18 protein-coding genes are annotated in these 20241 nt (G+C 75.4%); 3 read left to right on the top strand and 15 right to left on the bottom strand.

What is annotated here, in order from left to right:
- Positions 1 to 40 precede the first annotated feature (40 nt).
- Together ACF1AK_RS13535 and ACF1AK_RS13530 are read right to left on the bottom strand one after the other, a co-directional pair.
- Entirely contained in the window at positions 41 to 223 is a 183-nt protein-coding gene (locus ACF1AK_RS13535) for a DUF397 domain-containing protein (RefSeq protein WP_391498946.1), read from the bottom strand.
- Positions 220 to 1104 carry a Scr1 family TA system antitoxin-like transcriptional regulator gene (locus ACF1AK_RS13530; protein ID WP_391498945.1) on the bottom strand — a complete coding sequence of 295 codons (885 nt, stop codon included), beginning with the start codon at positions 1102 to 1104 and terminating at the stop codon, positions 220 to 222. The genes ACF1AK_RS13535 and ACF1AK_RS13530 overlap by 4 nt, the downstream gene beginning before the upstream one ends.
- A gap of 454 nt (positions 1105 to 1558) precedes the next feature.
- Here ACF1AK_RS13530 and ACF1AK_RS13525 point away from each other — a divergent pair, with 454 nt between their 5' ends.
- The 3 genes from ACF1AK_RS13525 (at position 1559) to ACF1AK_RS13515 (ending at position 3356) form a co-directional block, all read left to right on the top strand.
- Positions 1559 to 1948 carry a hypothetical protein gene (locus tag ACF1AK_RS13525; protein WP_391498944.1) on the top strand — a complete coding sequence of 130 codons (390 nt, stop codon included), beginning with the start codon at positions 1559 to 1561 and terminating at the stop codon, positions 1946 to 1948.
- 137 nt (positions 1949 to 2085) lie between these two features.
- Entirely contained in the window at positions 2086 to 2418 is a 333-nt protein-coding gene (locus tag ACF1AK_RS13520) for a glyoxalase superfamily protein (RefSeq protein WP_391498943.1), read from the top strand.
- A gap of 476 nt (positions 2419 to 2894) precedes the next feature.
- Positions 2895 to 3356 carry a hypothetical protein gene (locus ACF1AK_RS13515; protein ID WP_391498942.1) on the top strand — a complete coding sequence of 154 codons (462 nt, stop codon included), beginning with the start codon at positions 2895 to 2897 and terminating at the stop codon, positions 3354 to 3356.
- 196 nt (positions 3357 to 3552) lie between these two features.
- Here ACF1AK_RS13515 and ACF1AK_RS13510 read toward each other — a convergent pair whose 3' ends face one another.
- From ACF1AK_RS13510 to ACF1AK_RS13450, 13 genes are all read right to left on the bottom strand, one after another.
- Positions 3553 to 5415 carry a hypothetical protein gene (locus ACF1AK_RS13510; RefSeq protein WP_391498941.1) on the bottom strand — a complete coding sequence of 621 codons (1863 nt, stop codon included), beginning with the start codon at positions 5413 to 5415 and terminating at the stop codon, positions 3553 to 3555.
- 1504 nt (positions 5416 to 6919) lie between these two features.
- Positions 6920 to 10858 (bottom strand): LysM peptidoglycan-binding domain-containing protein, encoded by a 3939-nt coding sequence (locus ACF1AK_RS13505; RefSeq protein ID WP_391498940.1) that lies wholly within the window; start codon positions 10856 to 10858, stop codon positions 6920 to 6922.
- Positions 10858 to 11334, bottom strand: a complete 477-nt coding sequence (locus ACF1AK_RS13500; RefSeq protein ID WP_391498939.1) for a hypothetical protein — start codon at positions 11332 to 11334, stop codon at positions 10858 to 10860. The genes ACF1AK_RS13505 and ACF1AK_RS13500 overlap by 1 nt, the downstream gene beginning before the upstream one ends.
- A gap of 158 nt (positions 11335 to 11492) precedes the next feature.
- Positions 11493 to 11981, bottom strand: a complete 489-nt coding sequence (locus tag ACF1AK_RS13495; protein ID WP_391498938.1) for a TadE/TadG family type IV pilus assembly protein — start codon at positions 11979 to 11981, stop codon at positions 11493 to 11495.
- A 71-nt stretch (positions 11982 to 12052) separates the two neighbouring features.
- Positions 12053 to 12430: a TadE/TadG family type IV pilus assembly protein gene (locus ACF1AK_RS13490; RefSeq protein ID WP_391498937.1), complete on the bottom strand. Its 378-nt coding sequence runs from the start codon at positions 12428 to 12430 to the stop codon at positions 12053 to 12055.
- A gap of 38 nt (positions 12431 to 12468) precedes the next feature.
- On the bottom strand, positions 12469 to 12750 hold the full coding sequence (locus tag ACF1AK_RS13485; RefSeq protein WP_391498936.1) for a hypothetical protein: 282 nt from the start codon (positions 12748 to 12750) through the stop codon (positions 12469 to 12471).
- A 60-nt stretch (positions 12751 to 12810) separates the two neighbouring features.
- On the bottom strand, positions 12811 to 13689 hold the full coding sequence (locus ACF1AK_RS13480) for a hypothetical protein (protein ID WP_391498935.1): 879 nt from the start codon (positions 13687 to 13689) through the stop codon (positions 12811 to 12813).
- Positions 13686 to 14714: a type II secretion system F family protein gene (locus ACF1AK_RS13475; RefSeq protein ID WP_391498934.1), complete on the bottom strand. Its 1029-nt coding sequence runs from the start codon at positions 14712 to 14714 to the stop codon at positions 13686 to 13688. Before ACF1AK_RS13475 ends, ACF1AK_RS13480 begins: the two co-directional genes overlap by 4 nt.
- Positions 14711 to 16348: a CpaF family protein gene (locus ACF1AK_RS13470; RefSeq protein ID WP_391498933.1), complete on the bottom strand. Its 1638-nt coding sequence runs from the start codon at positions 16346 to 16348 to the stop codon at positions 14711 to 14713. Before ACF1AK_RS13470 ends, ACF1AK_RS13475 begins: the two co-directional genes overlap by 4 nt.
- Positions 16338 to 17702 carry a hypothetical protein gene (locus ACF1AK_RS13465; RefSeq protein ID WP_391498932.1) on the bottom strand — a complete coding sequence of 455 codons (1365 nt, stop codon included), beginning with the start codon at positions 17700 to 17702 and terminating at the stop codon, positions 16338 to 16340. The genes ACF1AK_RS13470 and ACF1AK_RS13465 overlap by 11 nt, the downstream gene beginning before the upstream one ends.
- Position 17703: 1 nt before the next feature.
- Positions 17704 to 18636: an SAF domain-containing protein gene (locus ACF1AK_RS13460; RefSeq protein WP_391498931.1), complete on the bottom strand. Its 933-nt coding sequence runs from the start codon at positions 18634 to 18636 to the stop codon at positions 17704 to 17706.
- Between the two features lie 49 nt (positions 18637 to 18685).
- On the bottom strand, positions 18686 to 19624 hold the full coding sequence (locus ACF1AK_RS13455) for a hypothetical protein (RefSeq protein WP_391498930.1): 939 nt from the start codon (positions 19622 to 19624) through the stop codon (positions 18686 to 18688).
- Complete coding sequence (locus tag ACF1AK_RS13450) at positions 19618 to 20187, bottom strand: hypothetical protein (protein ID WP_391498929.1); 570 nt, start codon at positions 20185 to 20187, stop codon at positions 19618 to 19620. Before ACF1AK_RS13450 ends, ACF1AK_RS13455 begins: the two co-directional genes overlap by 7 nt.
- Positions 20188 to 20241 lie beyond the last annotated feature (54 nt).

Below are 20241 nucleotides of genomic sequence, written 5' to 3'. Positions count from 1 at the left end.
GCCGCCCCCTGCGAGGGGGCGGCCGCCTTCCGTAATGCCGTCAGATCGCCTGTGCGAACTCCACGAAGGACCGCCAGGCGGCCGGGGAGAAGGCGAGGTGGGGGCCGGAGTTGTCCTTGGAATCACGCACCAACACCGACTCCGCCGCCTCGGCAACCTCGATGCAGTTGCCGCCCTCACCGCCACTGTGGCTGCTCTTGAACCACACCAGATCGCCGCTCATCGCTCTCCCAGCATCTTCTCGATCAAGGACAGGGAATCCTGCGGAGAGTGCGCCTGCGCCCTGAGGGTGCCGTACCGCACGTTCAGGAGGCGGACCTCCTCCGCATCCACGATGAGCCTACCGTTCATCTGGACTTCCATGTAGCCGGTCTGCGGGCGCCCCTTCGGGGTGATCAGGGTGAACGAACCGTCCATACCGGCGTTCTCGGCCCGGTCCATCGGCATGATCTGAAGCGTCACACCACGGGTGTTCGCGACCTCCAGGAACCGCGCCAGCTGCCCTCTGTGCACCTCCGGACCGCCGAGCCGCCGATGCAGGACACCCTCGTCGATTACCCAGCTGAAGACTGCACGGGGCCACCGGGCGAGAATCTCCTGCCGCGCCATCCGGGCCGCCACCCGGATCTCGACCAACTCCTCCGCCAGCAACGGCTGCCGCATGCGGAACACCGCCCGGGCGTAGTCCTCCGTCTGGAGCAGTCCCGGCGCCAGGTAGGAGCCCCACTCGTGGAGTTCGATGGCCGAGGTCTCCAGGCTGGCGTAGTTCCGGAACCACTCCGGGTGCCGCACTCGCGCCCTGGCCTTCGCCCGCTCGATGTCCTGCGCGATGACGAGCAGCAGCCCGCCGGCGTCCAGCACCCTTTCCGCCGCCTCCAGCAACTCCCGCTGCGGCGTCCGCTTCCCCTGCTCCACCGCGCCGATCAGGCTCTCGGTGTAGCCGACTTCCTTGGCGAACTCCTTCTGCGTCAACCCCGCCCGCTCGCGCAGCAGCTTGATCTGCCGACCGATCGCTCGCAGGAAATCCGACAACCCCGACAGGTCCTCGTCCAACTGCGGACGCGTCACGTCGCTGCTCTCGCCGCCACCCTGAACCTCATCCATTCCGGCCTCCCCTGTTCTCCACCACGCCGCACTGTCCGCACACGGGCAGGCACGCACCGTGCCCGCCGGATGCATCGTCAGCGTAGTCCGGGAGAAAGCCTGTTCCCCACGGTCCCGCAACTCCCCATGACCCACCTGGGCCGCCCTCCGCCTCCGAGGGCCGCCGTCCCGCCAGCCCCAGGGCGCCGTCCCGCCAGCCCAACTCCCGTGGCCCGTATGCTCTTCCACTCACACCACCCGGATTCGAGGAGCTGAGCGGCACACCCGGGCACGGGTTCGAGCCACACCTCGCGCACACTCCCACGCGCCGGGCGTGCACCACCGCGCCCCGCAACCGGGTTCCACACCCTCGGTGGAGACCGGGTCGTCGCCAGGCTGTATGATCGACCGTACGCGAACGGCCCTGGAGTCCGCGTGCGCCATGGGCTCCACGGCCAGGACAAGGGGGCGGTGCGTGGTGGATCCGTTGGGGCTTGGCGTCGTGTCGTGGTGGTGGCTCGCGATCCTGGCGACGGCGGCGTTCTGGGCGATCCTGGTGCCGGGAATGCCCACCCGCACACACCGGATCAGCACCGCGTTGGCACCACTGGCGATGGCACTCTTCGGGGTTGGCAGCTACCACGCGAAGCACATGGAAGCGGCCGCGGTGCTCGCCATGTATTCGTTCGCCGTGGCGTCCATCCCGGTGGGCATGATCGGCCACCGCCGTGAACTGGCACGGCGATTGACGGAGGCGCAGGAGAAGGGCGAGCCGGAGGACGAGGCGGCTCCGCCCGCCATGCTCGCGCAACTCCTCGCGTCGCTCGTCGTCTTCGGCGGCCTGGCGCTGTGGGTGACTCGATAGCCCGGTCCGTCCACGGTTCACCTGCCCGCGACAACCGGCGACAACCCTCCGCAGCCGACTCGCCCAGGAGCCGGACCGCAGGGGATCCAGCACTCATCAGGCAACGTTCGCCCTGGGTGGCCTGCGACGATGGCTCCATGGACGAGGAAGTCATTCCCATTCTTCGCGTCGAGAACGCTGCGGCGGCGGTGGCGTGGTACGAGCGGCTGGGCTTCGCCAAGCAGTGGGAGCACCGCTTCGAACCGGGGCTTCCCGCGTTCGTCGAGGTCGCCCGAGGCGGGGTGCGGTTGTTCTTGTCGGAGCACAAGGGCGACGCCCGCCCCGACACATTGGTCTACTTCCGCGTGCGTGATGTCGATGCCATCGCCTCCGAGTTCGATGTGCAGGCGAAAGACGTTCCGTGGGCGCGTGAGATCGAGCTTCGCGACCCTGACGGCAACCGGCTTCGGATCGGCACGCCGACGGAATGACGCTCGCCCGCAGCGCGCGGCAGGGAAGCTGTGCCGGCGGCTGAGCGAGTACGCGTCCGCGAGATCGATGACGACGAGGGGCAGCGCCTGCTGCGGATCATCCGTCGGCGCAGCAGTTCGGTGGTGACCTGGCGGCGGACCCGGACGGTGCTGCCGGTCAGCCCAGCGCCTGCCCCCCACCCGCCGCCCGGCAGGCCGCGAGGAGTGGGAAGTCGGACCGGCCGACTTCCCACTCCGTCGGTCGGTCGCCGTCGCGGCGAGGAAGGCCGCCTCGCCGTGCTTGAGGCGCAGGGCGCGTAGGGCCTGCCGCCGCGGGGGCTTCCCCCGTTCAGGTGGTTTGCCGTCTCGTCTCGCATCTTCAGGGCTGCTGCGGCGTTGCCCGGCTGTCCGGCCGATCTGCGGTCCGGCCCACTTGTCGCCGCAGGAGGCTGTCGACCGGAGTCGGCCGCGGCGATCACCAGGCGAAGGAGCCACCCATGGAAACCTTGTCCTCCGGCGTCTACCGCATCGTCAGCTGGCCCGGCGCCCTGGGCCCCGAGGCGCGCGTCCTCACCGCCGGGGAGGACGGTGTGACCGTGACGGCTCCGGGGGCTGCGCCGGAACGAGAGCAGGAGTTCTCGGTGGAGGTCAAGCCCGATGGTCTCTGCGCCATCCAGATTCCCGCCCGCCTGTTCCCCTCCCGCTCCCTGAGCTACCGGGAGGCGGAGAGCGGTGCGAGGGTGATCCTGGGGCCGGTGAGTGACTTCCCCACCCGCGAGTGGCGGATCACCCCGGCTCCGCAGCGCCCGCTGCCGGCACCCTTCCGCATCGATGTTCCCGATCACGATCTGATGATGACGATCTCGCCGAAGAAGATCTTCCCGCCCGAGATCGCGCTGGCGCCGTCCGACTGGGACCTCCAGAACTGCTGGGCGTTCCTGCCCGTCGAGACGGATTAGCCGCGTGACACCCGGGTGAGGACACCGCCCCCGTACGCAGGGCGTTCAGCGTCGGGGGCACCGGCAGACGCTGGAGCCGTCCACCGGCATGACGATGAAGAAGTCGGCCTCCGCTGTGTCCGTCGGCGGCAGGGGCTCACCCGTCCGCAGGGAGCGCTCGGCCTGGCGGCGCCGCCCTGCCACCGGGCCACGGCCTTCAGGCGGGGTCGGGACGGTCGGCGGCGAGGGCGGCGAGGTGGCGTTCGGCGGCGCGGAGCTTGCGGCCGTCCGGGCCCGGGAGGTGGGCGCGCAGTTCGATGATCTCCGGGGCGATCCGGAGCGCCTCCGTGCGGTCCGCGATCGCCCGCCAGCAGGCCTCGGCGTTGGTCGCGGCGTGCTGGGTCTCCGGGTGCTCGGCGCCCTGGGTGCGGAGCAGCGAGAGGGCGACCTCACGGTAGAGGTCGGCCGCCTCGGCCGGCCGCCCGGCGAGGCGGGAGACGTGGGCGCGGACCTGACGGACCTGCAGCACCGGGGCGGAGACCGGGCCGTGCTCGGCGATCGCCTCCAGTTCGAGGGCGAAGGCGAGGTCGGTGGCGGCCGCGTGGTCGCCCGCGTCGGCGCTGCGGACGATCCGGCCGATCACCTCGCGGTAGTCGGCGCGGGGCTCCGAGTGCTCGGGCTCGGGCGCGGCCTCGGGCGCGGGTGTGGCCTCGGGCGCGGGCTCGGGTGCGGCCTCCGGCTCGGGTGCGGCCTCCGGCTCCGGCTCGGGCGTGGTCTCCTCGGGCTCGGGGGCCGGGGGCTGCCAGGCGCCGGGCTTCACCAGGTCGACCGGGTGCGGCGGGAGCGGCGGGGTGGGCGGCACCCCGGGCTTCAGCAGGCTCACCGGCCCCTCGGGCACCGGCGCCGCTGCGACCGGGGCCGCGGCGGCGGGGGCGGCCGGCTTGTCCAGAGTGACGACCGGCCGGGGCACCGCGTCCTGCGGAGCGGCCTCCCCCGGGACGGCGTCGCGCGGCGGCTCGCCCCACGGCCGGTCGTCCGGCCAGACGGCGTCCTCCAGGGCCTCCGCCGGACGGGGCAGCACGGCGGCCGGGGCGTCGGCGAAGGGGCCTTCACCGCGCCGGGCGGTGTTGCGGAACACCGGGCGGTCCGGCGCGTGCGTGCTGAGCACGATCACGTCCGGGCGGAGCACCGAGTACACCTGCTGGCGCAGCTGTTCGGGGGCGAGCACCGCCTCGGCGCCCGGACGGCCGCCGTGCAGGGCCTCGATCAGCGCGCGGGTGAACGTGCCGATCTGCTCCGGATCGGGGCTGATCACGGCCCACAGCGGCAGGCCGTCCCCGAGCGGCGAGACGGTGCCCTGGGCGCCCTGGAGCAGCGGCCAGGCGTTCTGGTCGGCGCTCAGGTCGGCGATCACCAGGGTCTGCCAGTCCGCCGGGCGGTGCCGCAGTTCGGCGGCGATCGCCTGCCAGGCGAGGCCGTCCTGACGGATGCTGCCGGCCTTGGAGTCCCGCAGGGTGAGGTGGAGTTGGCCGCCGCGCTTGTCCGCGAGGAGGTGGCCGCCGAGGTGCACGAGCAGCGGCCCGGGGTGGCGGGCGGCGGCCCGCAGATGGGCGAGGACGGTGTGCGGGTCGCTGGCGCCGGGCAGGTGGACGGCGTCGACGGCGTCGGCGGCGAGCAGCACCTGCGGGGAGACGGCGGCGAGCATCGCGGAGAGCACCGGCGCCTGCGCCGGGCCGCCGCGTCCCCAGGTGCGGCGGCCGGAGGTGCCGTAGCCGCCCTCGACGACCAGGATCCGGCCGCGCGGCCCGCCGCCCAGGCCGCCGAAGACGGGCAACCCGTGCGCGGGCGTGGCGCCGGGGGCAGCGAACGGTGCCGGGCTGGGCATGCCGGTGACGGTCCATCCGGTGGACGGTGCGGGCGGACCGGGCACCGGCCCGGGGGCGGGTGGCGGCTCGTACAGGGCGGCGGGGCCGGGCGGGGGCTCCTCGTAGGCGTTGCGCGCCGACGGCGGTACGGCGTCCCGGGGCCCGGCGTCCGGTACGGGCTCGGGGCCTCCGGGAACCGCCCTCGTCTCCGCCATCTCCAGGTCACCGCCCCGCCCCGCCGCCCAGCGGCGTTCTGCTGCCTCGTACCCCGTGTGGTGCCTCTCACCACACCGTGTGCGCCACCCTACGAGATCGCGCCACACCCGATCCAGGCCGGGTCTGCGTTGCCCCCGACCTCCCCGCCCCCAGCACAGGAAGTCGGCGCCGCCGACTTCCCAATCCCCCACCCCCAGAACCACAGCCAGCACACCCAACCCCCGAGCCGAAACGTTTCACCACCAGCCCCACAAACCCAGAAAGCCGACCACACCGACCTCCCACCCCCGCACAACCACCACACCACAGCAACCCAGGACCAAACAGAAACGTTTCACCACCAGCCCCGCAACCACAGAAAGTCGGCCACACCGACTTCCCACTCCAACCCAACGCAGCCACAAAAGAGCGAGGCGGGAAGCCCCCTGGCAAGCGCCCCCCACGGGGCGGCCGGGCACAGGAAGTCGGGCCGGCCGACTTCTCACTCCACCCCTCGGCCGCGCTGCGGACAGAATCGGATTCCGCAGCGTAGGAGTGGGAAGTCGATGAGGCCGACTTCCCACTCCGGCACCGGTCAAGCGGACGGTTCCGGCCCGGTCGCGGCTGCTGCGGATGGGCGTTGGCCCTTCCGAGGGGCACCTGGCCGAATCATGGGCGCAGGAAGTCGACCAGGCCGACTTCCTGCGCCACGCAGCCAAGACGCCGAATCAGTTCAGCACCAAGCAGAAACGTTTCTTCAGCGGCCCGGCGAGCACAGGAAGTCGATCGGGCCGACTTCCTGCTCCGCGCCGGACGGGGATGAGGGGCCAGCGGAGCGCGAGGTTCGGGGCGCCGGGCTGTGGGCAGGCAGGACGCCGCCGCCCGGGAGGCGGCAACCGGGATGGTGGCGCAGGAAGTCGGACGGGCCGACTTCCTGCTCCGCGCAGCCAGGACCCCGGACTGGTTCGACACCAAACAGGAACGTTTCTTCAGCGGCCCGGCGAGCACAGGAAGTCGATCGGGCCGACTTTCTGCTCCGCGCCGGATGCGGATGGCGGGCCAGCGGGGGGCGAGGTTCGGGTGCTGGGGCGCCGCCGTCTGGGCGGGCGGGCGGCGGCGACCTGGGGCGGTGGAGCAGGAAGTCGATGGGGCCGACTTCCTGCGCTACGCAGCCAGGACCCCGGACCGGTTCGACACCAAGCAGAAACGTTTCTTCAGCGGCTCGGCGAGCGCAGGAAGTCGGATGGGCCGACTTCCTGCTCCGCACCGGATGCGAATGGGGGGCCAGCGGGGGGCGGGGTTCGGGGCGCTGAGGTGCCGCTGCCTGGGCGGGCGGGCGGCGGCAATGGGGGCGGTGGAGCAGGAAGTCGATGGGGCCGACTTTTGGCGCTGCGTCGGATGGGGATGGGGGGCCAGCGGGGGGCGGGGTTCGGGGCGCTGGGGTGCCGCCGCCCTGGCGGGCGGGCGGCGGCGACCGGGGGTGGTGGCGCAGGAAGTCGATGGGGTCGACTTCCTGGTGGGGGGTCAGGAGCCGGCGAGGAGGTCGCGGAGGAGGGCTACGGTGTCGGCGTCGAGGTCGCGGCCGGTGCGGCGGCTGAGGGCGTCCAGGCGGTTGACGGCGCGCAGGAGCTGGTCGCGGGCGCCGGCGGAGGCGTAGGCGTAGAACAGGTCGCGGTGGAGCAGTTCGACGTCCGGGGCGACGGCGAGGCCGCGGAAGACGGCGGCTTCGGCGCTGCGGTGGTCGCCGTACTGGAGGCGGCGGGCGGCGAGTTCGTGGGCGGTGTCGACGATCGCGGCGATCATGTCCTGCCGTTCGCTCTCGGCCCAGCCGTAGGAGGCGGGCGGGGCCTCGGCGAACGGGGCGCCGCGGACCAGGGCGAGGGCGTGGGCGAGGGCCGCGTCGGCGGTGGCGCTGGTGCTGCGCATGCCGCGCCGGTAGAGGCTGCGGAACTCGTCCCAGTCGCAGGTGACGGCGGGGGCGAAGGTGTAGCCCTCGGCCGTGTCGGTGGCCAGGAAGGGCCGGCCGTCCGGCGCGGTGCCCAGCCAGGCGGCCAGGTCGGCGAGCTTGCCGGGCAGCGGGCTGCGGCCGTCGGCGGTGGTGGGATGCGGGTCGAGGTGGGCCGCGCCGGGGTGCAGGTCGTGGTCCAGGGCGGTGTGGTCGGCGCCGGGGCGCAGGGCCAGGTAGGCGGCGAGTTCGGTGAGCCGGACGACCGCGCCGGGCTCGGCCGTGCCGCCGGTGCCGGAGACGTCGACCGGGCCGAGCAGCCGGATCCGGGGGGTGGCCCGGGTGGCGTGCGCCTCCGGGGAGCGGAGGATGGCGAGCAGGTCGTCGCTGTCGCTGCGGCCGGAGGCGGTGCGGGCGACCGGGGCGGTGGCGGCCGGGCCCGGCTCCGGGCGGGCGGGGACGCGCGGGTCGGCGGCCGTGGGCGCCGGGGCCGGGTCGTGCGTCGGCGCCGGTTCGGGCACCGGCTCGGGCTGCGGGGCGGGGGCCGGCTCGGGTGCGGGGACGGCGGCCGGGACGGGCGCGGCGTCGAGGGCGGGCGTCGGGTCCGGGACCACCGGGGCGACCGGGGCCACCGGGGCCACCGGGGCCACCGGCTGGACGGGGGCGACGGGCTCGACGGCGCCCGGCAGGCCGAGGTTCTGCGTGGTCTCGTCCCCGTCGAAGCCCTCCGGCACGGCCGGAACCACGGTCGGGACCGCGGCCGGAACCACGACCGGGACCGGGAACGCGGCCGCCGGCCCGGTCGGCACGGCGGAGCCGCCGGCCTGGCGGCCGAGCCCGTTGATCAGGTGCCGCGGGGCGGGCAGCGCCGCCGGCCCGGCGCCGGCGAACGGGCTGGCGCCGGTGCCGATCACCCGGGCCAGCAGGCGCGGCCCGGCCGCCCCCGGGCCGTCGTCGGAGTCCCCGTCCGGGTCGTCCCCGTCGTCCGGCCCGCCGAGGGCGGCGTCCAGCGCGGCGAGCGAGAAGCCCGCCGGGCCGTCCGAGCCCGGGCCGCTCGCGGCGCCGACGGCCGCGAGCACCGGCACCGGCAGGTCGGCCGGCTCCAGCTCCTCGCCGTCCAGGGTCCAGGCGGGGGCGGGGTGCTGGGTGGCGTCGTCGGCGGTCCGCAGCAGCTCGGTCACCTGCTCGTACTGACCGGTGGTCAGGCGCTGGAGCTCCAGGGTGACGTGCAGGCCGGGGATGGTGGCCTGGCCGGTGGCCGGCAGGGTCCAGCGGGCGACCGGACCGGTGCCGCGCTCGGGCGCCCGGGTGACCACGGCGACGCAGGTGCGGGGGCGGGCGTCGAGCAGCCGGCCCAGCTCGGCCGGGACCTCCCCGCCGGGCTGGTGGGCGCAGAGCACGATCTCGGGGACCCACGACTCGTCGGCCAGGCCGCGGCTGCGGGCGTCCCGGGGGCTGGCGGCCTCGGCGGCCACCAGCGTCGCGCGGGCCTTGGCGGTGCGCGGGCCGAGGGCGGCGAGCGCGCCCTCCAGGGTGGTGTGGCGGTGGATCCGCTCGGCGGCCGGGCCGCTGATCGGCACCTCCTCGGCGAGGTCGACCAGGTGCAGGTGGAGGCGGTCGGCGAGCGGGCTGTGGGCGAGTTCGAGGGCGAGGGTGCGCAGCACGTCGCGGGCGTCGTCCGGGTGGCCGGAGAGGTGCAGCAGCCGGACGGTCTCCAGGTCGGCGAGGACGACCGAGCCGTCGGCGGCCGAGCCGAGGGTGACCAGCGCCGGGTAGGGGGCGGCGGTCTTGCGGGCCTGGGACGGCGACAGGAGGCCGTCGGAGTCGGCGGCGCACCACCAGATGTCGGGCGTGTGGGCGGCGCGGAACGGCGCGATGGGGGCGGCGGCCCCGGAGAGGTGGAGCTCGACCGTGCGGCCGGGGGTGATCCGGGCGGCGACGATCGCGGGCAGCCGCTTGCCGCCGCGCACGGTGTTGCGGGCCATGCTGCGCAGGGCGCGGTCGAGCAGATCGAGCCCGGCGTCGTCCTGGCGGGCCTTCAGCTCGGCCTCGAAGGCGGCGGCGGGGGCGGCCGGCAGGGCGATGCGGTGCCGGGGGCGGCGGGCGCGCAGCTGGCCGCCGCGCTTGCGGGCGACGGCGCCGACCATGATCGCGGCGAGCAGCACTCCGACGGTGGACGCGGCGAGGGCGACGGTGTAGTCGTCGTCCGGGGCCTGCTCGGCGTGCGCGGCGGGCGCCTGGGCGTCACTGTGCGCGGCGGGCGCGGACGGCTGGGCGGGCGCCGGGGTCTGCGCGGGCGCGGACGGCTGCGCGGGGGCGGGAGTCTCGGCGGCGGGCGCCGGGGGCGCCTGGGTGTTCGGCGCGGGCGCCTGCTCGGGAGCGGGAGCGGGCACGGGAGCGGGCGCGGGCGCGGGAACCGGATCGGGGGCGGGAGCCGGAGCGGGCGCGGCCGCCCCGGGCAGGGTGAGCACCATGCCCGGCGCGACGACGTCCGGATCGGTGAGCCGCTCGCCGTCCGGCGCCTGGGCGCCCTTGTTGGCCTCGAACAGCTGGGGCCAGGCCTCGGCGTCCCCCATCGTCCGCTCGGCGATGGCCGAGAGGCTGTCGCCCTCCTTGACCGTGACGGTGCCGCCGCCCTGGGCCGTACCGGCCTGCGGCGTCGTGGCCGGCGCGGGCGCCGGGGCCTGGGCGGGCGCCTTCGCGTCGTCGGGCTTGGCGTCGCCCGGCATCAGCAGGTTCCAGCCGGGCTGGATCGGCCGGTCCGCGTCGAAGCGGGTGCCCGAATCGTCCATCGCCCGGCCGTCGTTGAGCTTGGCGATCTCCACCCACCGCTCGCCGGACCCCAGTTGGCGCTCGGCGATGGACCAGAGGCTGTCGGCGGGCCGGCTGTCGCGCACCGTGTAGGAGGCCTGCGGTTCGGCGGCGGGGGTGAGGGAGGGCGCGGCCTGCGCGGCCGTCAACGCGGCCCGCTGCGCGCCGGCCGCCACCTGGGCGGTCGCGGCGGTGGCCGTCTGGGGGTGCTCGGCGGTGGCGGCGAAGGCTCCGCCGGCCACCGGCAGCAGGGCGATGACGGCACCGACCAGGCCGGCCGCGGCCCGCTGGCTCCAGCCGAAGGCGGGGATCCGCCGGGCGACCCGGCCGCGCAGCTGCGCGGGGATCTCCAGCAGCACGGAGAGCGCGAAGCAGGCCCAGCCGATCCAGCCGACCACCACCAACAGCCACAGGAACAGCCGCCCGTCATCGGGGCTGGTCAGCAGCGCGCCGAGGCCGTCGGGGGCGAGTTCGCCCATGTCGAGCACCGCCCGGGTGCCGTACAGCAGCAGCGCGGGCACGCCGGCGAGCAGGCCGAGCAGGGTGATCAGGGCCGCGAGCGCGGAGAGCACGGCTCCGCCCCGGCCGCCGCCCGCCCGGCGGGGCGGCTTCGGTGCCGGCCGTCGGCCGGACGCGGGGGTGGTGGTGGGCACACCCCGGGCCGGACGCCCGGCACGGGTCTGGTCCTTGACGCGTGGCGCGGCCATCAGTCGGTCTCCGCTTCCTTGACTCCGTGGACGAGGGTGGCGCTCCCCTGGCCCGTGACCTTCCGCTTCGCGAGATCGCCCAGCAGGACGGGGCGGAACTCGGCCTCCACCGTGATCCGGACGGTGGCGCCGTCGTCCAGGAACTCCACCGTGCGGGCGCTCAGGCCGTACAGCCTGAGGTAGCTGTTGGCCGCCTCCTCGACGTACGCCCGCTTCACCTTGTAGCCCTGGCCCTGCAGCAGGGCGGCCTCGTCGAGCTGCTGACCGCCCACCCGGGCGGCCTCCTGGGCGTAGCCGTCGACCCGCTCCGCCAGCCGCAGCTTGCCGCCGGCGTCGATGACCAGCGCGATGACCAGCACCACGTAGCCCGCGCACATGGCGACGAAGATCGACAGCGCACCCCGGTCGGTGCGCCCGCCGAAGGGTCCGCCGAGCCGGGCGCGGCGGAACCGCCGCACCGCGCGTCCGCGTGCCATGGCGTTCCCTCCCCACCGGTCCGTCCGCCCTCCCCCGGGCGCCCTCCGCATGCGTCTCCCCCGCCCGACGGCTCCCCAATCCCCGTCCGGCCCGCTCGTCCTCACAACACCGTCACCACCCGCACCATGACCTGACACATCATCATCCCGCACACCGCTCACTGACCGCGGTAGCGGTCGACCACCGAGACGAACCGCCCGGTGAGGGTCTTCGAGAGCGGCACGCTCGGCCCGCCCACCAGATCGCCCAGGCCGACCTCGCACCGCACCGTCACCTCGACGGTCGCCAACGTCACCCCGTGGCTCACCAGTTCGCCGTGCCGGACGTCCACCTTGCTGCTGCGGCAGTGCACGCCCTGTTGCCGCAGCGCGTGCTCCGCCGCGGCCTTCGCCGCGCCGTCCATGCCGTCGACGCTGCGCGCCAGCGAGGCCGTCCGGGCCGCGGAGCGGGCCGCCGCCTCCACCGTGCCGCCGGCGGTCTGCACCCGGCCCGCCGCAACCGCGACCAGGATCAGGGCCACCACGGCGGGCGCGACGATCGCGGCCTCGATCGCGGCGCTGCCGCCGTCGCGCCCGCGCGCCGCCCGGCCGGACGGGCGCACGGCGATGCGGCGCGCCCACCCGGCCGGACGCCCGTCCGAACGCACGCCTGAACGCCCGGTCGCACGCCGGACCGCCCACCCGGCCGCCCGTGCGGGCCGCGACCGCCGCATGACGCTCACGGGGCCACCACCACCGGCGGAACGAACCGCTCGCGCGGGGCCTCGGCGAACTGGGTGACGGTCGGCGGCGTGATGAACGGCACGATGACCGGCGCCTTCACCTCCACGGTGACCCGGATCAGCACCGGCGAACTGCCGTCGGTGACGACCCGGTGGTCCGTGTTCCCCTGCCGGTCGAGGAAGTCGCCGGCCTGCCGGCGCGCCGCCTCGTTCTTCTGCTCGTCGCTCCGGTTCCCCTGCATCCGCCCCGCGTCCACGCCCTCGCGGGCAGCGCTCAGCGCGAGTTGGCGGTGGTACCACCACATCCCGGTCTGGGCGACGGCCAGGATCAGGATCAGGACGACCGGGAAGACGATGGCCAGGCTCAGGCTCATCGACCCCCGGTCGCCGCGGCGGAGGCGAGGACGGCGGGTCACGGGGTGGCCGCACCCCCGCCGGGGTAGGCCGGGTCCTGGTCGACCTTCTTGACGACCTTGTCCTTCAGGCTGACCAGGGCGACCGTCACCAGGCCGGCGATGAACACCAGCGCGATGACGGCGAGCGCGAGTTCGATGCTGATGGCGCCCTTGTCGCCGCGCGCCCGGGCGGCCTTGACCCGGCCCATCCGGAAGTGGAACAGCAGCAGGGCGAACTGGATCGGCAGCAGCATGGTGCCCGCCAATCGTCCGGCCAGCGACTTGAGCTGAGCGTTCATCAGGTGCTCCCAGGAGGTGTGGTGTGGTGACGGAGGCGCTGACCTCCGTGACGTGGCGGTTCAGTTGAGCATCTTGTAGAGCGCGGGGAAAATGATCAAGACGGTCATCAGCATGGTCAGCGCGGAGCCCGGCGCGACCATCCGCTCGCTGTCGGCGTTGGCCCGGGCGAGGTCCTCGGCCATCAACTCCCCGCGCAGGCCCTTGGCCCGGGCCCGCAGGGTGTCGTAGACGGCCGCTCCGTCGGTGCCGGAGATCCGCATGATGTCGGCCAGGTCCTGGAGCGGGGTGAGGCCCAACTCCACGGCCAGCGCGTCCAGTCCGGCCCACGGCGGCAGCCGGTCGGTGGCCGCCCGGTCCAGCGCGTCGCGGATCCGGCGGAACACCGCGCCGCGCCCGACCGCCGCGGCCCGGCGCAGCGCCTCGGCCGGGCCGAGGTCGGCGGCCCGTTCCATCGCGACCAGTTCCAGGTAGGCGGCGATGCCGTGCAGGTACTCGACCCGCGCCTCCTTGGCCTCGCCGCGCACGATCCCGTCCGGGACGAACCAGAGCAGCCCGGCCAGCAACGGCCCGACCACCAGCGGCAGGGCGAACGGCAGGTCGATGTCGAGCAGCAGCGCCGCCACCACCAGGTACGGCGGCAGCACCAGTCCGAGCAGGGCGAACAGCAGCTTGTGCGCCATGAACCGGGCCGGGGTGCGGCCGATCAGGGCGAGTTCCCGCTCGGGGACGCGCACCCCGCGCAGGGTGACGGAGCGCTCGCCGATCCGGTCGAACCAGCGCGGCCGCTCGTCCGGGTCGGGGGTGCGGTCGGCCGGGGTGCGGTGCAGCCGGTCCAGCGCCTGGCCCAGGTCGGGCGGCGCGGGCCGGAGTTCGGCGATCAGCATGGCGACGCCGCCGGCCGCCACGGCGCCGGCCAGCACGGACCAGGGGGAGATCATCGGACCTCCCCGAGCAGTCGCGCGCCGCCGTCGGCCCCGGCCGCGGAGCCGGGGTCCGGCCCGCCGCCCGCACCGTCCGCGCCCTCCGCGGCGCCCTGCCCGCGCCGGCGCCGCAGCGCCCGGCCGGGACGGCTGCGCCGGTCCATCTCCAGCAGCCGGGGCACCGGCGGGTACGAGGCCAGTGCGCGCATCCAGGCGATCACGCCGACGAACAGCGCGCAGACCACGCCGAGCACGACCTGTCCGAGCACCGTGCCGTACGGGCGGGTGTACTCGGTGTTGAACGAGCCCACCACCACGACGAGCAGGATGATGCCGACCAGCCAGCGGATGGTGGTGCGGTGCTTGGCCCGATCGGCCTCGATGGTGCGCCGCTGGCGGACCTCCTCGCGCACCGACTCCGCCATGTCGGACAGCGCCCGGGCCAGGCCGGGACCGCTGTCCCCCGCCCGCAGCAGCAGCGCGGCGAGCACCTTGTCGGCGGTGGCGTCGGCCATGCTGTCGGCGAACAGCCGCAGCGCCTCCTCCGGCCGCCAGCGGGCCTGCAGCCGGGCGGCCAGCTCGCCGACCTCGGCCTCGATCGGCGCGGGCGCGGTGCGCCGGCTGGTCACGATGGCCTGGTTGAGGCCGACGCCGAGCAGCAGCACGTCGGCGATCCGCTGGGTCCACTCGGACAGCGCCTCCAGCCGCTCGATCCGGTCGGTGTCGGAGCGGGTGGCGTCGAACAGCCAGGGCAGGCCGAACACCGCCAGCGGCACCAGCAGCACGCTCAGCGGGATGCCGGTGAACAGCCAGCCGAGCGGCGCCCCGATCAGCGCCAGCGGCAGCTGGATCCGGCGCAGCCGGGCGACCCGGTGCGAGGCGGTGCCGGGCGCGCCGTACCAGAAGACGTGCAGCCGGGAGGCCAGCGGATTGGGCTCGGGCGTCTCCTGCTCCTCGGCCGGCTCGCTGCCGCGCGCCCAGACCACCAGGACGACCAGGCCCGCCGCGACGGCCAGGCCGCAGAGCACGAAGAGCGGCATCATCGGGCCCCACCGCCGATCCGGAGCTGGAGCGGTGCGGCCCAGCTGCCGTACCGGGAGCCGAGCAGCGCGGCGTCGAAGCCGGCCCGGCGCAGGTCGTCCAGGCACTGCGGCGGGGTGTGCGGGACGGCGCGCGGCTCGCCGAGGTCGGGGCGCGGCCCGAAGACGGTGTTCAGCGCGGGCCGGCCGCTCTCGCCGAGGCCGGTGACCTCCAGCACGTGCGAGACGAAGCGGTGCCGGCGGCCGCCGACGGCGGTCTCGTCGACCATCGCCACGTGCACGATGAGGTCGACCGCGTTGGCGGTGAGCCGGTAGGCGAGCGCGTCGGTCATGTGCGAGCCGTACTCCAGGCAGAGTTCCGCGATCCGGTCGACGACCATGTGCGGCCCGCGCGCGTGCAGGGTGCACATCGAGCCGCCCTCGCCGTTGGTCATGACGCGCAGCATCGGGACGACCTCGCCGGAGCGGACCTCGCCGACGATGATCCGCGAGAGGGTCATCCGCAGCGCGGCCGGGATGAGGTCGCCGATGGTCAGTTCGCCCGCCGAACGCCCGTCCACCCGCTCGCCGTTGCCCTCGCGGGCCTCCATCGGGACGACCTGGCGCAGATGGCCGAGGGTGTGCAGCCAGAGCTCGAACTCCGACTCCAGGGTGCCGATCCGCTCGTCCGGCGGGATCTCGGCGGCCATCGCGCGCAGCAGGCTGGTCTTGCCGACGCCCTGGGTGCCGGTGATCATCACGTTCTTCCGGGCCCGGATGGCCGAGGCCAGGAAGGCGGCGAGGGTGGTGTCCAGGGTGCCGAGCCGGACCATCTCGGGCAGCGTCGCCGAGGCCACCCGGTGCCGGCGGATCGCCACGTACGGGCGGGGGGTGACCTCGGTGAGCGCCTGGAGGCGCATGCCGCCCTCCAGGCGCAGGGCGAGGGTGGGGCTGGCGGTGGACAGGGTGCGCTCGCCGCCGCCGTGCTGGCGGGCGAGGTCCTGGAGCAGCTCGACGAGTTCGGCGTCGCTGTCGGCGACCGGCGGGACCTGGCGCAGCGGCTGGTGGACCCGGGAGACCCAGACGTCGTCGCAGCCGTTGATCAGGATGTTCTCGATCTCCGGGTCGTCGAGGTAGGGCTGCAGCCGACCGGCCCGGAACAGCAGGTCGAAGACGGCCTCGGCGAGCGCGCGGTCCTGGTCCCGGGTGGGCGGGATGCCGTGGGTCTGCGCGTAGGCGTCGGACCAGCGGGCGACGGCCTCCTCGATCAGCGCGCGGCCGCGCTGGCGGCGGGTGGCGCGGTCGGGCTCGGTGCCGGAGCCCGCGGTCAGCCGGGTGATCTGCTGATGCAGCTCGGCGGCGACCTGGCGCTTGAGCTCGCGCGCGACCTGCGGGTCGACGGCCGGGCGGGTGCCGGCGCCGCGCAGGTCGAGCGAGGGCAGCTGGGAGGGGACGGCGGTGGGCGCGGCGCCGGGTGCCGTGGGCGCGGCGGGCGCAGCCGGGGGCTGGGCCTGCGGCGGGGCCGCGTGCGGCTGCGGCCGGCCGGCCGGGGCGACCCGGCCGGGCGCCACCGGGTGGACCGGACCGGGCAGCGGCGTCGTCCAGGGCAGCGCGGCCGGGTCGGCCGCGGGCTGCTGGTGCAGCGGGCTACCGCGCACGGAGCACCTCCCCGTCGACGGGCTCGTGGTGGGGCCGGGTGCCGGGGGACGGCTGCCCGGGGTACGGCTCTCCGGGGTACGGCTCTCCGGGGTACGGCTGCCCGGCGTGGGTCTGCGCGGGGTCGGCCGGTCCGGGGTACGGCTGGGCGTTCGGGTACGGCTGCGCCTGCTCCGGCGCGCCCGGGTACGAGGGGCCGCCGTGCCCGGGGAACGGCGCGGGGGCGGCCGGCTGCGGCGCCAGCCCGGCGAGCGGTGCCACCGGGCCGGTGGTGATCACCGGCGGCACCGGGCCGTACGGCTGCTGCGGGGTCTGCTGCGGCAGGTGGGGCTGGGCCTGCTGGGCCTGCGGGTACGACGGGGTGGGCGCCGGCTGCGGCGGCTCGACGCCCTGCCCGGGCTGGGCCGGGCGGGCGTAGTCGTACCCGGCGGCGCCGGCCCCGGGCGCGGCCTGGGCGGCCGGTGCGGTCTGAGCGGCCGGGGCCTGCGTGGTGGGCGCTCCCGCTGCTCCCGCTGCCCCCGCAGCTCCCGCCGGCCCCGCCGCGAGCTGCGCGGGCTGCGCCGGGGCGGGCGCGAGCCGCTGCCGCCGCCGGCGGACCGTCAGCTGGATCTCGTCCGCCGCCGAACGCGCCGTCCGCATCAGCTCCGAACGGACGAACCGCCGATCGGTGACGTCCCCGCCGTCCGAGAGCACCCGGGCGGTGCGCTGCGCGTGCGGCAGCACCCCGAGCACCGGCAGCCCGAACTCGCGGGAGACCTCCGCCCCCGAGTACGGCCCCTCGGCGATCAGCAGCAGACCGAGCGCGTCCGCGCCGGTGCCCGCCGTCGCGAGGTCCTCGGCGAGCGCGGTCAGCCGGGGCCGGACGGCGCTCAGCCCGCGCAGGGTGGTGCGCACCGTGGCGGCCACCACGTCGGCGCGCCGGGCCAGCACCGCGCTGGTGCCGCTCGCGCCGGAGCGGCCGAGGTCGAGGATCACGTCGTAGCCCTGCGGTTCCAGCGCGCGCAGCACCTCCACCAGCGGCTCCCAGGTGTAGGCGAGGCCCGGGGCCTGGACGGGGTCGGTGAGGCCGGGCAGCAGCAGGCGTTCGGCGGTGCCCTCGGGGGAGATGTCGATCAGCTGCTCCCAGAGGGCCTGGGCGAGCAGCCCGCGCCGGTCGGCCACGGCGAGGTTGCGCAGCCCGTAGACCGCCTCGACCCGGCCCTCCAGGGCGCCGGCCAGCACGGCGCCGCCGTCCGGGTCGCACTCGACGAGCAGGACGCGGCGGCCGGGCTGCAGCGGCCAGGCCAGCAGCAGCGCCAGCGCCGTCGTGGTCGCGCCGGGTGCCCCCGGAGCGCCGACCACCGCGATGACGGCCATGTCAGTTCCCACCCGCCCCGACCGGGGCACCGGACGCCGCCGGGCGGCCCGCGGCCGGGGTCCCGGCGGCGGCGCCCGCCGCACCTGCGGCGGGCGCGCCGGAGGCAGGAGCACCGGAGGCAGCGGCACCGGAGGCAGCGGCACCCGTGGCCGGCGCCCCGCTCGGGGCGGGAGCCCCGGCGGAGGGCGTGCCGGCGGCGGGCGTGCCGGCCGCGGGCGTGCCGGCCGCGGCGCGCGGCGCCACCACCACCTGGATCCGCCCGGTGGCGACCCAGGCGGCGAGCTTGCCCGCGTCCGCCTGGTCGACGACGGCGTCGAAGACCTGGCTGCCGTCGGTGTCCACCCGGCCGACCGTGTAGACGGTGGCGGCGAGCGTCTCGGCCCGCGCGCCGTCGGGGGTGTAGACGACGATCACCGGCTGGCCCGGCTGGAGCCGGGTGGCCGGCAGCTGGGTGCGCCGGGCCGAGACACCGACCAGCAGCTGCCCGGGGTTGAGGACGAGCGACTGCGCGAGGTCGGACTTGGTGAGCAGCCCGCCCTTGTGCAGGTCGGTGGTGGCCCGCATCCCGACCGCCTTGGCCCGGTCGCCGGCGTCCAGCGGCTTGAGCGCCGGGTCGCTGGCGATCCGGACGACCACCAGGTCGGACTCGGCCAGCACCTGCCCCCACGGCACGTCCCGGGCGAGCGCCAGCACCGCGACCCGCTGGCCGGTGCTGTTGTACAGCACCGCCCCACCGAGCCCGCCCGCGGCTATCAGGGCCACCGCCATCGCCAGCACGGCGGGGCGCCGGCGCCGCGCGCCGAGCGTCCGCCCGGGCGTGCGGGGCGCCCCGCGCCGCTGCTCCGGCGCGACCGCGGGGGCGGTCGCGGCGGGGGCCGCGGTCGCCGTGGCGGTCGCGCCGGGGCCGGGCGTGGCAACTGTACGGTTCTCCACCGGGGTTCGGCCTTCCTCGCGTTCGTTCGTTCGTCGGGGTTGCTGTGCGCTAGTTGAGGACCTGGACCTCGGCGACCCGGAACTCGACGTCCGCGGCGACCCGCACCTCGATCGGGTCGACCTTCGTCCCGTCGGACACGGTCACGTCGTTCATCCACACGACGTTGACCTTGCCGGTGAACCGGCCGTCCTTCTTGGTGCCGGAGCCGCTCTTGAAGACGTGGCCGCAGGTGGGTGACGGGCCGGCTCCGTACGTGGGGTCGTACGGGGTCCCGGCCGCGGCGGCGCCCTTGCAGGTCACGGTGGTCCCGTCACCGAGGTCCCACGTCACCGAGGCCACCCGGGGGGTGACCGTCACCGTCAGACCGCCCTCGGTGAGCGGCTTCGTCGGCGGCGCCTTGGCGTCCGCCAGCCAGAGCCAGACGTTCCCGCCCACCACCGGGTCGTTCTTGGGGGCGACCCCGAGCTCCGGGGGCACGAAGTGCAGCTTGTCCTCGACGTACCGGGCGGCCATCTGCGCCGGGTTCGGCGGCGGCGGGACGGGCGCCTGGGCGAGGACCGTGTCCTCCTTCCCGGTCAGTGAGCCGTCGGAGCTGCGGCAGTTCACCGTGTAGAGGTCCCCGTCCGCGGGGGTCTTCCCCTTCCAGCGCGGATCGCTCGCCGGCGGCTGGGGGTTGAGGCGCATGTAGTAGCAGCCGTCCACGGCGCTGAACCAGCCCAGCGCGGGGTCGTTGCACGCGAGCTGCATGCCGTTCCACTCGCAGATCTGCGGCCCCGAGGAACCGCCGCCGTTCCCGCCGCCGCCACTGCCCGTACCGGGCGTGGGCGTGCTGCCCGGATGGCCCGCGCCCGTGCAGATGGTGGCGACCTCGCAATGGGTGGCACCACCCGTCGGGGTGGGGTCCGCTGCCGCGGAGCCCATGGGTGCCACGAGCAATCCGGCGAACAACGGCGTGCCGATCACCCATCGCCGTACCGGTTTCAGCATGTGCGTCCCACCTCCCGCTTGAACTCGTTGACCAGCCAGCGCGTTTGGAACTGCCGCAGGGACACGGTCGCCACGTACCGGCCGAGCCGGTCGGGCGGATCCTTCACCGCGTGCGTGACGGCGTCGGCCTGGTGCCAGCCGGACACGTCCAGGCAGTCCTCGATCACGGCGGTGTTCGGATCGGCCGTCAGATCGACGGACTTCACCACCGCGGAGGTCCGCGGCTCGCCCGTCATCACCAGTTTGGCGTCCTGCAGCCGCTTGAGACTGACCAGCGCATCGGTCAGCGCCTGCCCGGAGGCGAAGGTACGGAAACGGGAGCCGTCCGAATCGGTCTTCCCGTACTCCTCCGCCTGCGCCTGCCACCAGTCCTGATAGGTGCTCAGGGCCAACCTCGCGGCCGCGCCTTCAGGCCCGTCGGTCGGCGCATTCCCGACGTTTGCCGAACCACCCGAAGGAGGGACCGCGGTCACCCCCGCCACCGTGGGCGCGCTCGTCCCCAGCCGATCGGTGGAACCGCCGGACCCGCCGCTCGCGCAGCCGGCCAGCAACAACGCCAGCACCAGCCCTCCGACCCCAACCGCCCCAGGGCGCAACACATTTCCGCGCTGCCGCAT

It is taken from the genome of Kitasatospora sp. NPDC015120, from assembly GCF_043080305.1.
Taxonomy (GTDB): Bacteria; Actinomycetota; Actinomycetes; order Streptomycetales; family Streptomycetaceae; genus Kitasatospora.
Note: the sequence above shows the minus strand (reverse complement) of the source record. Positions and strands in the feature narration are given on the sequence as shown.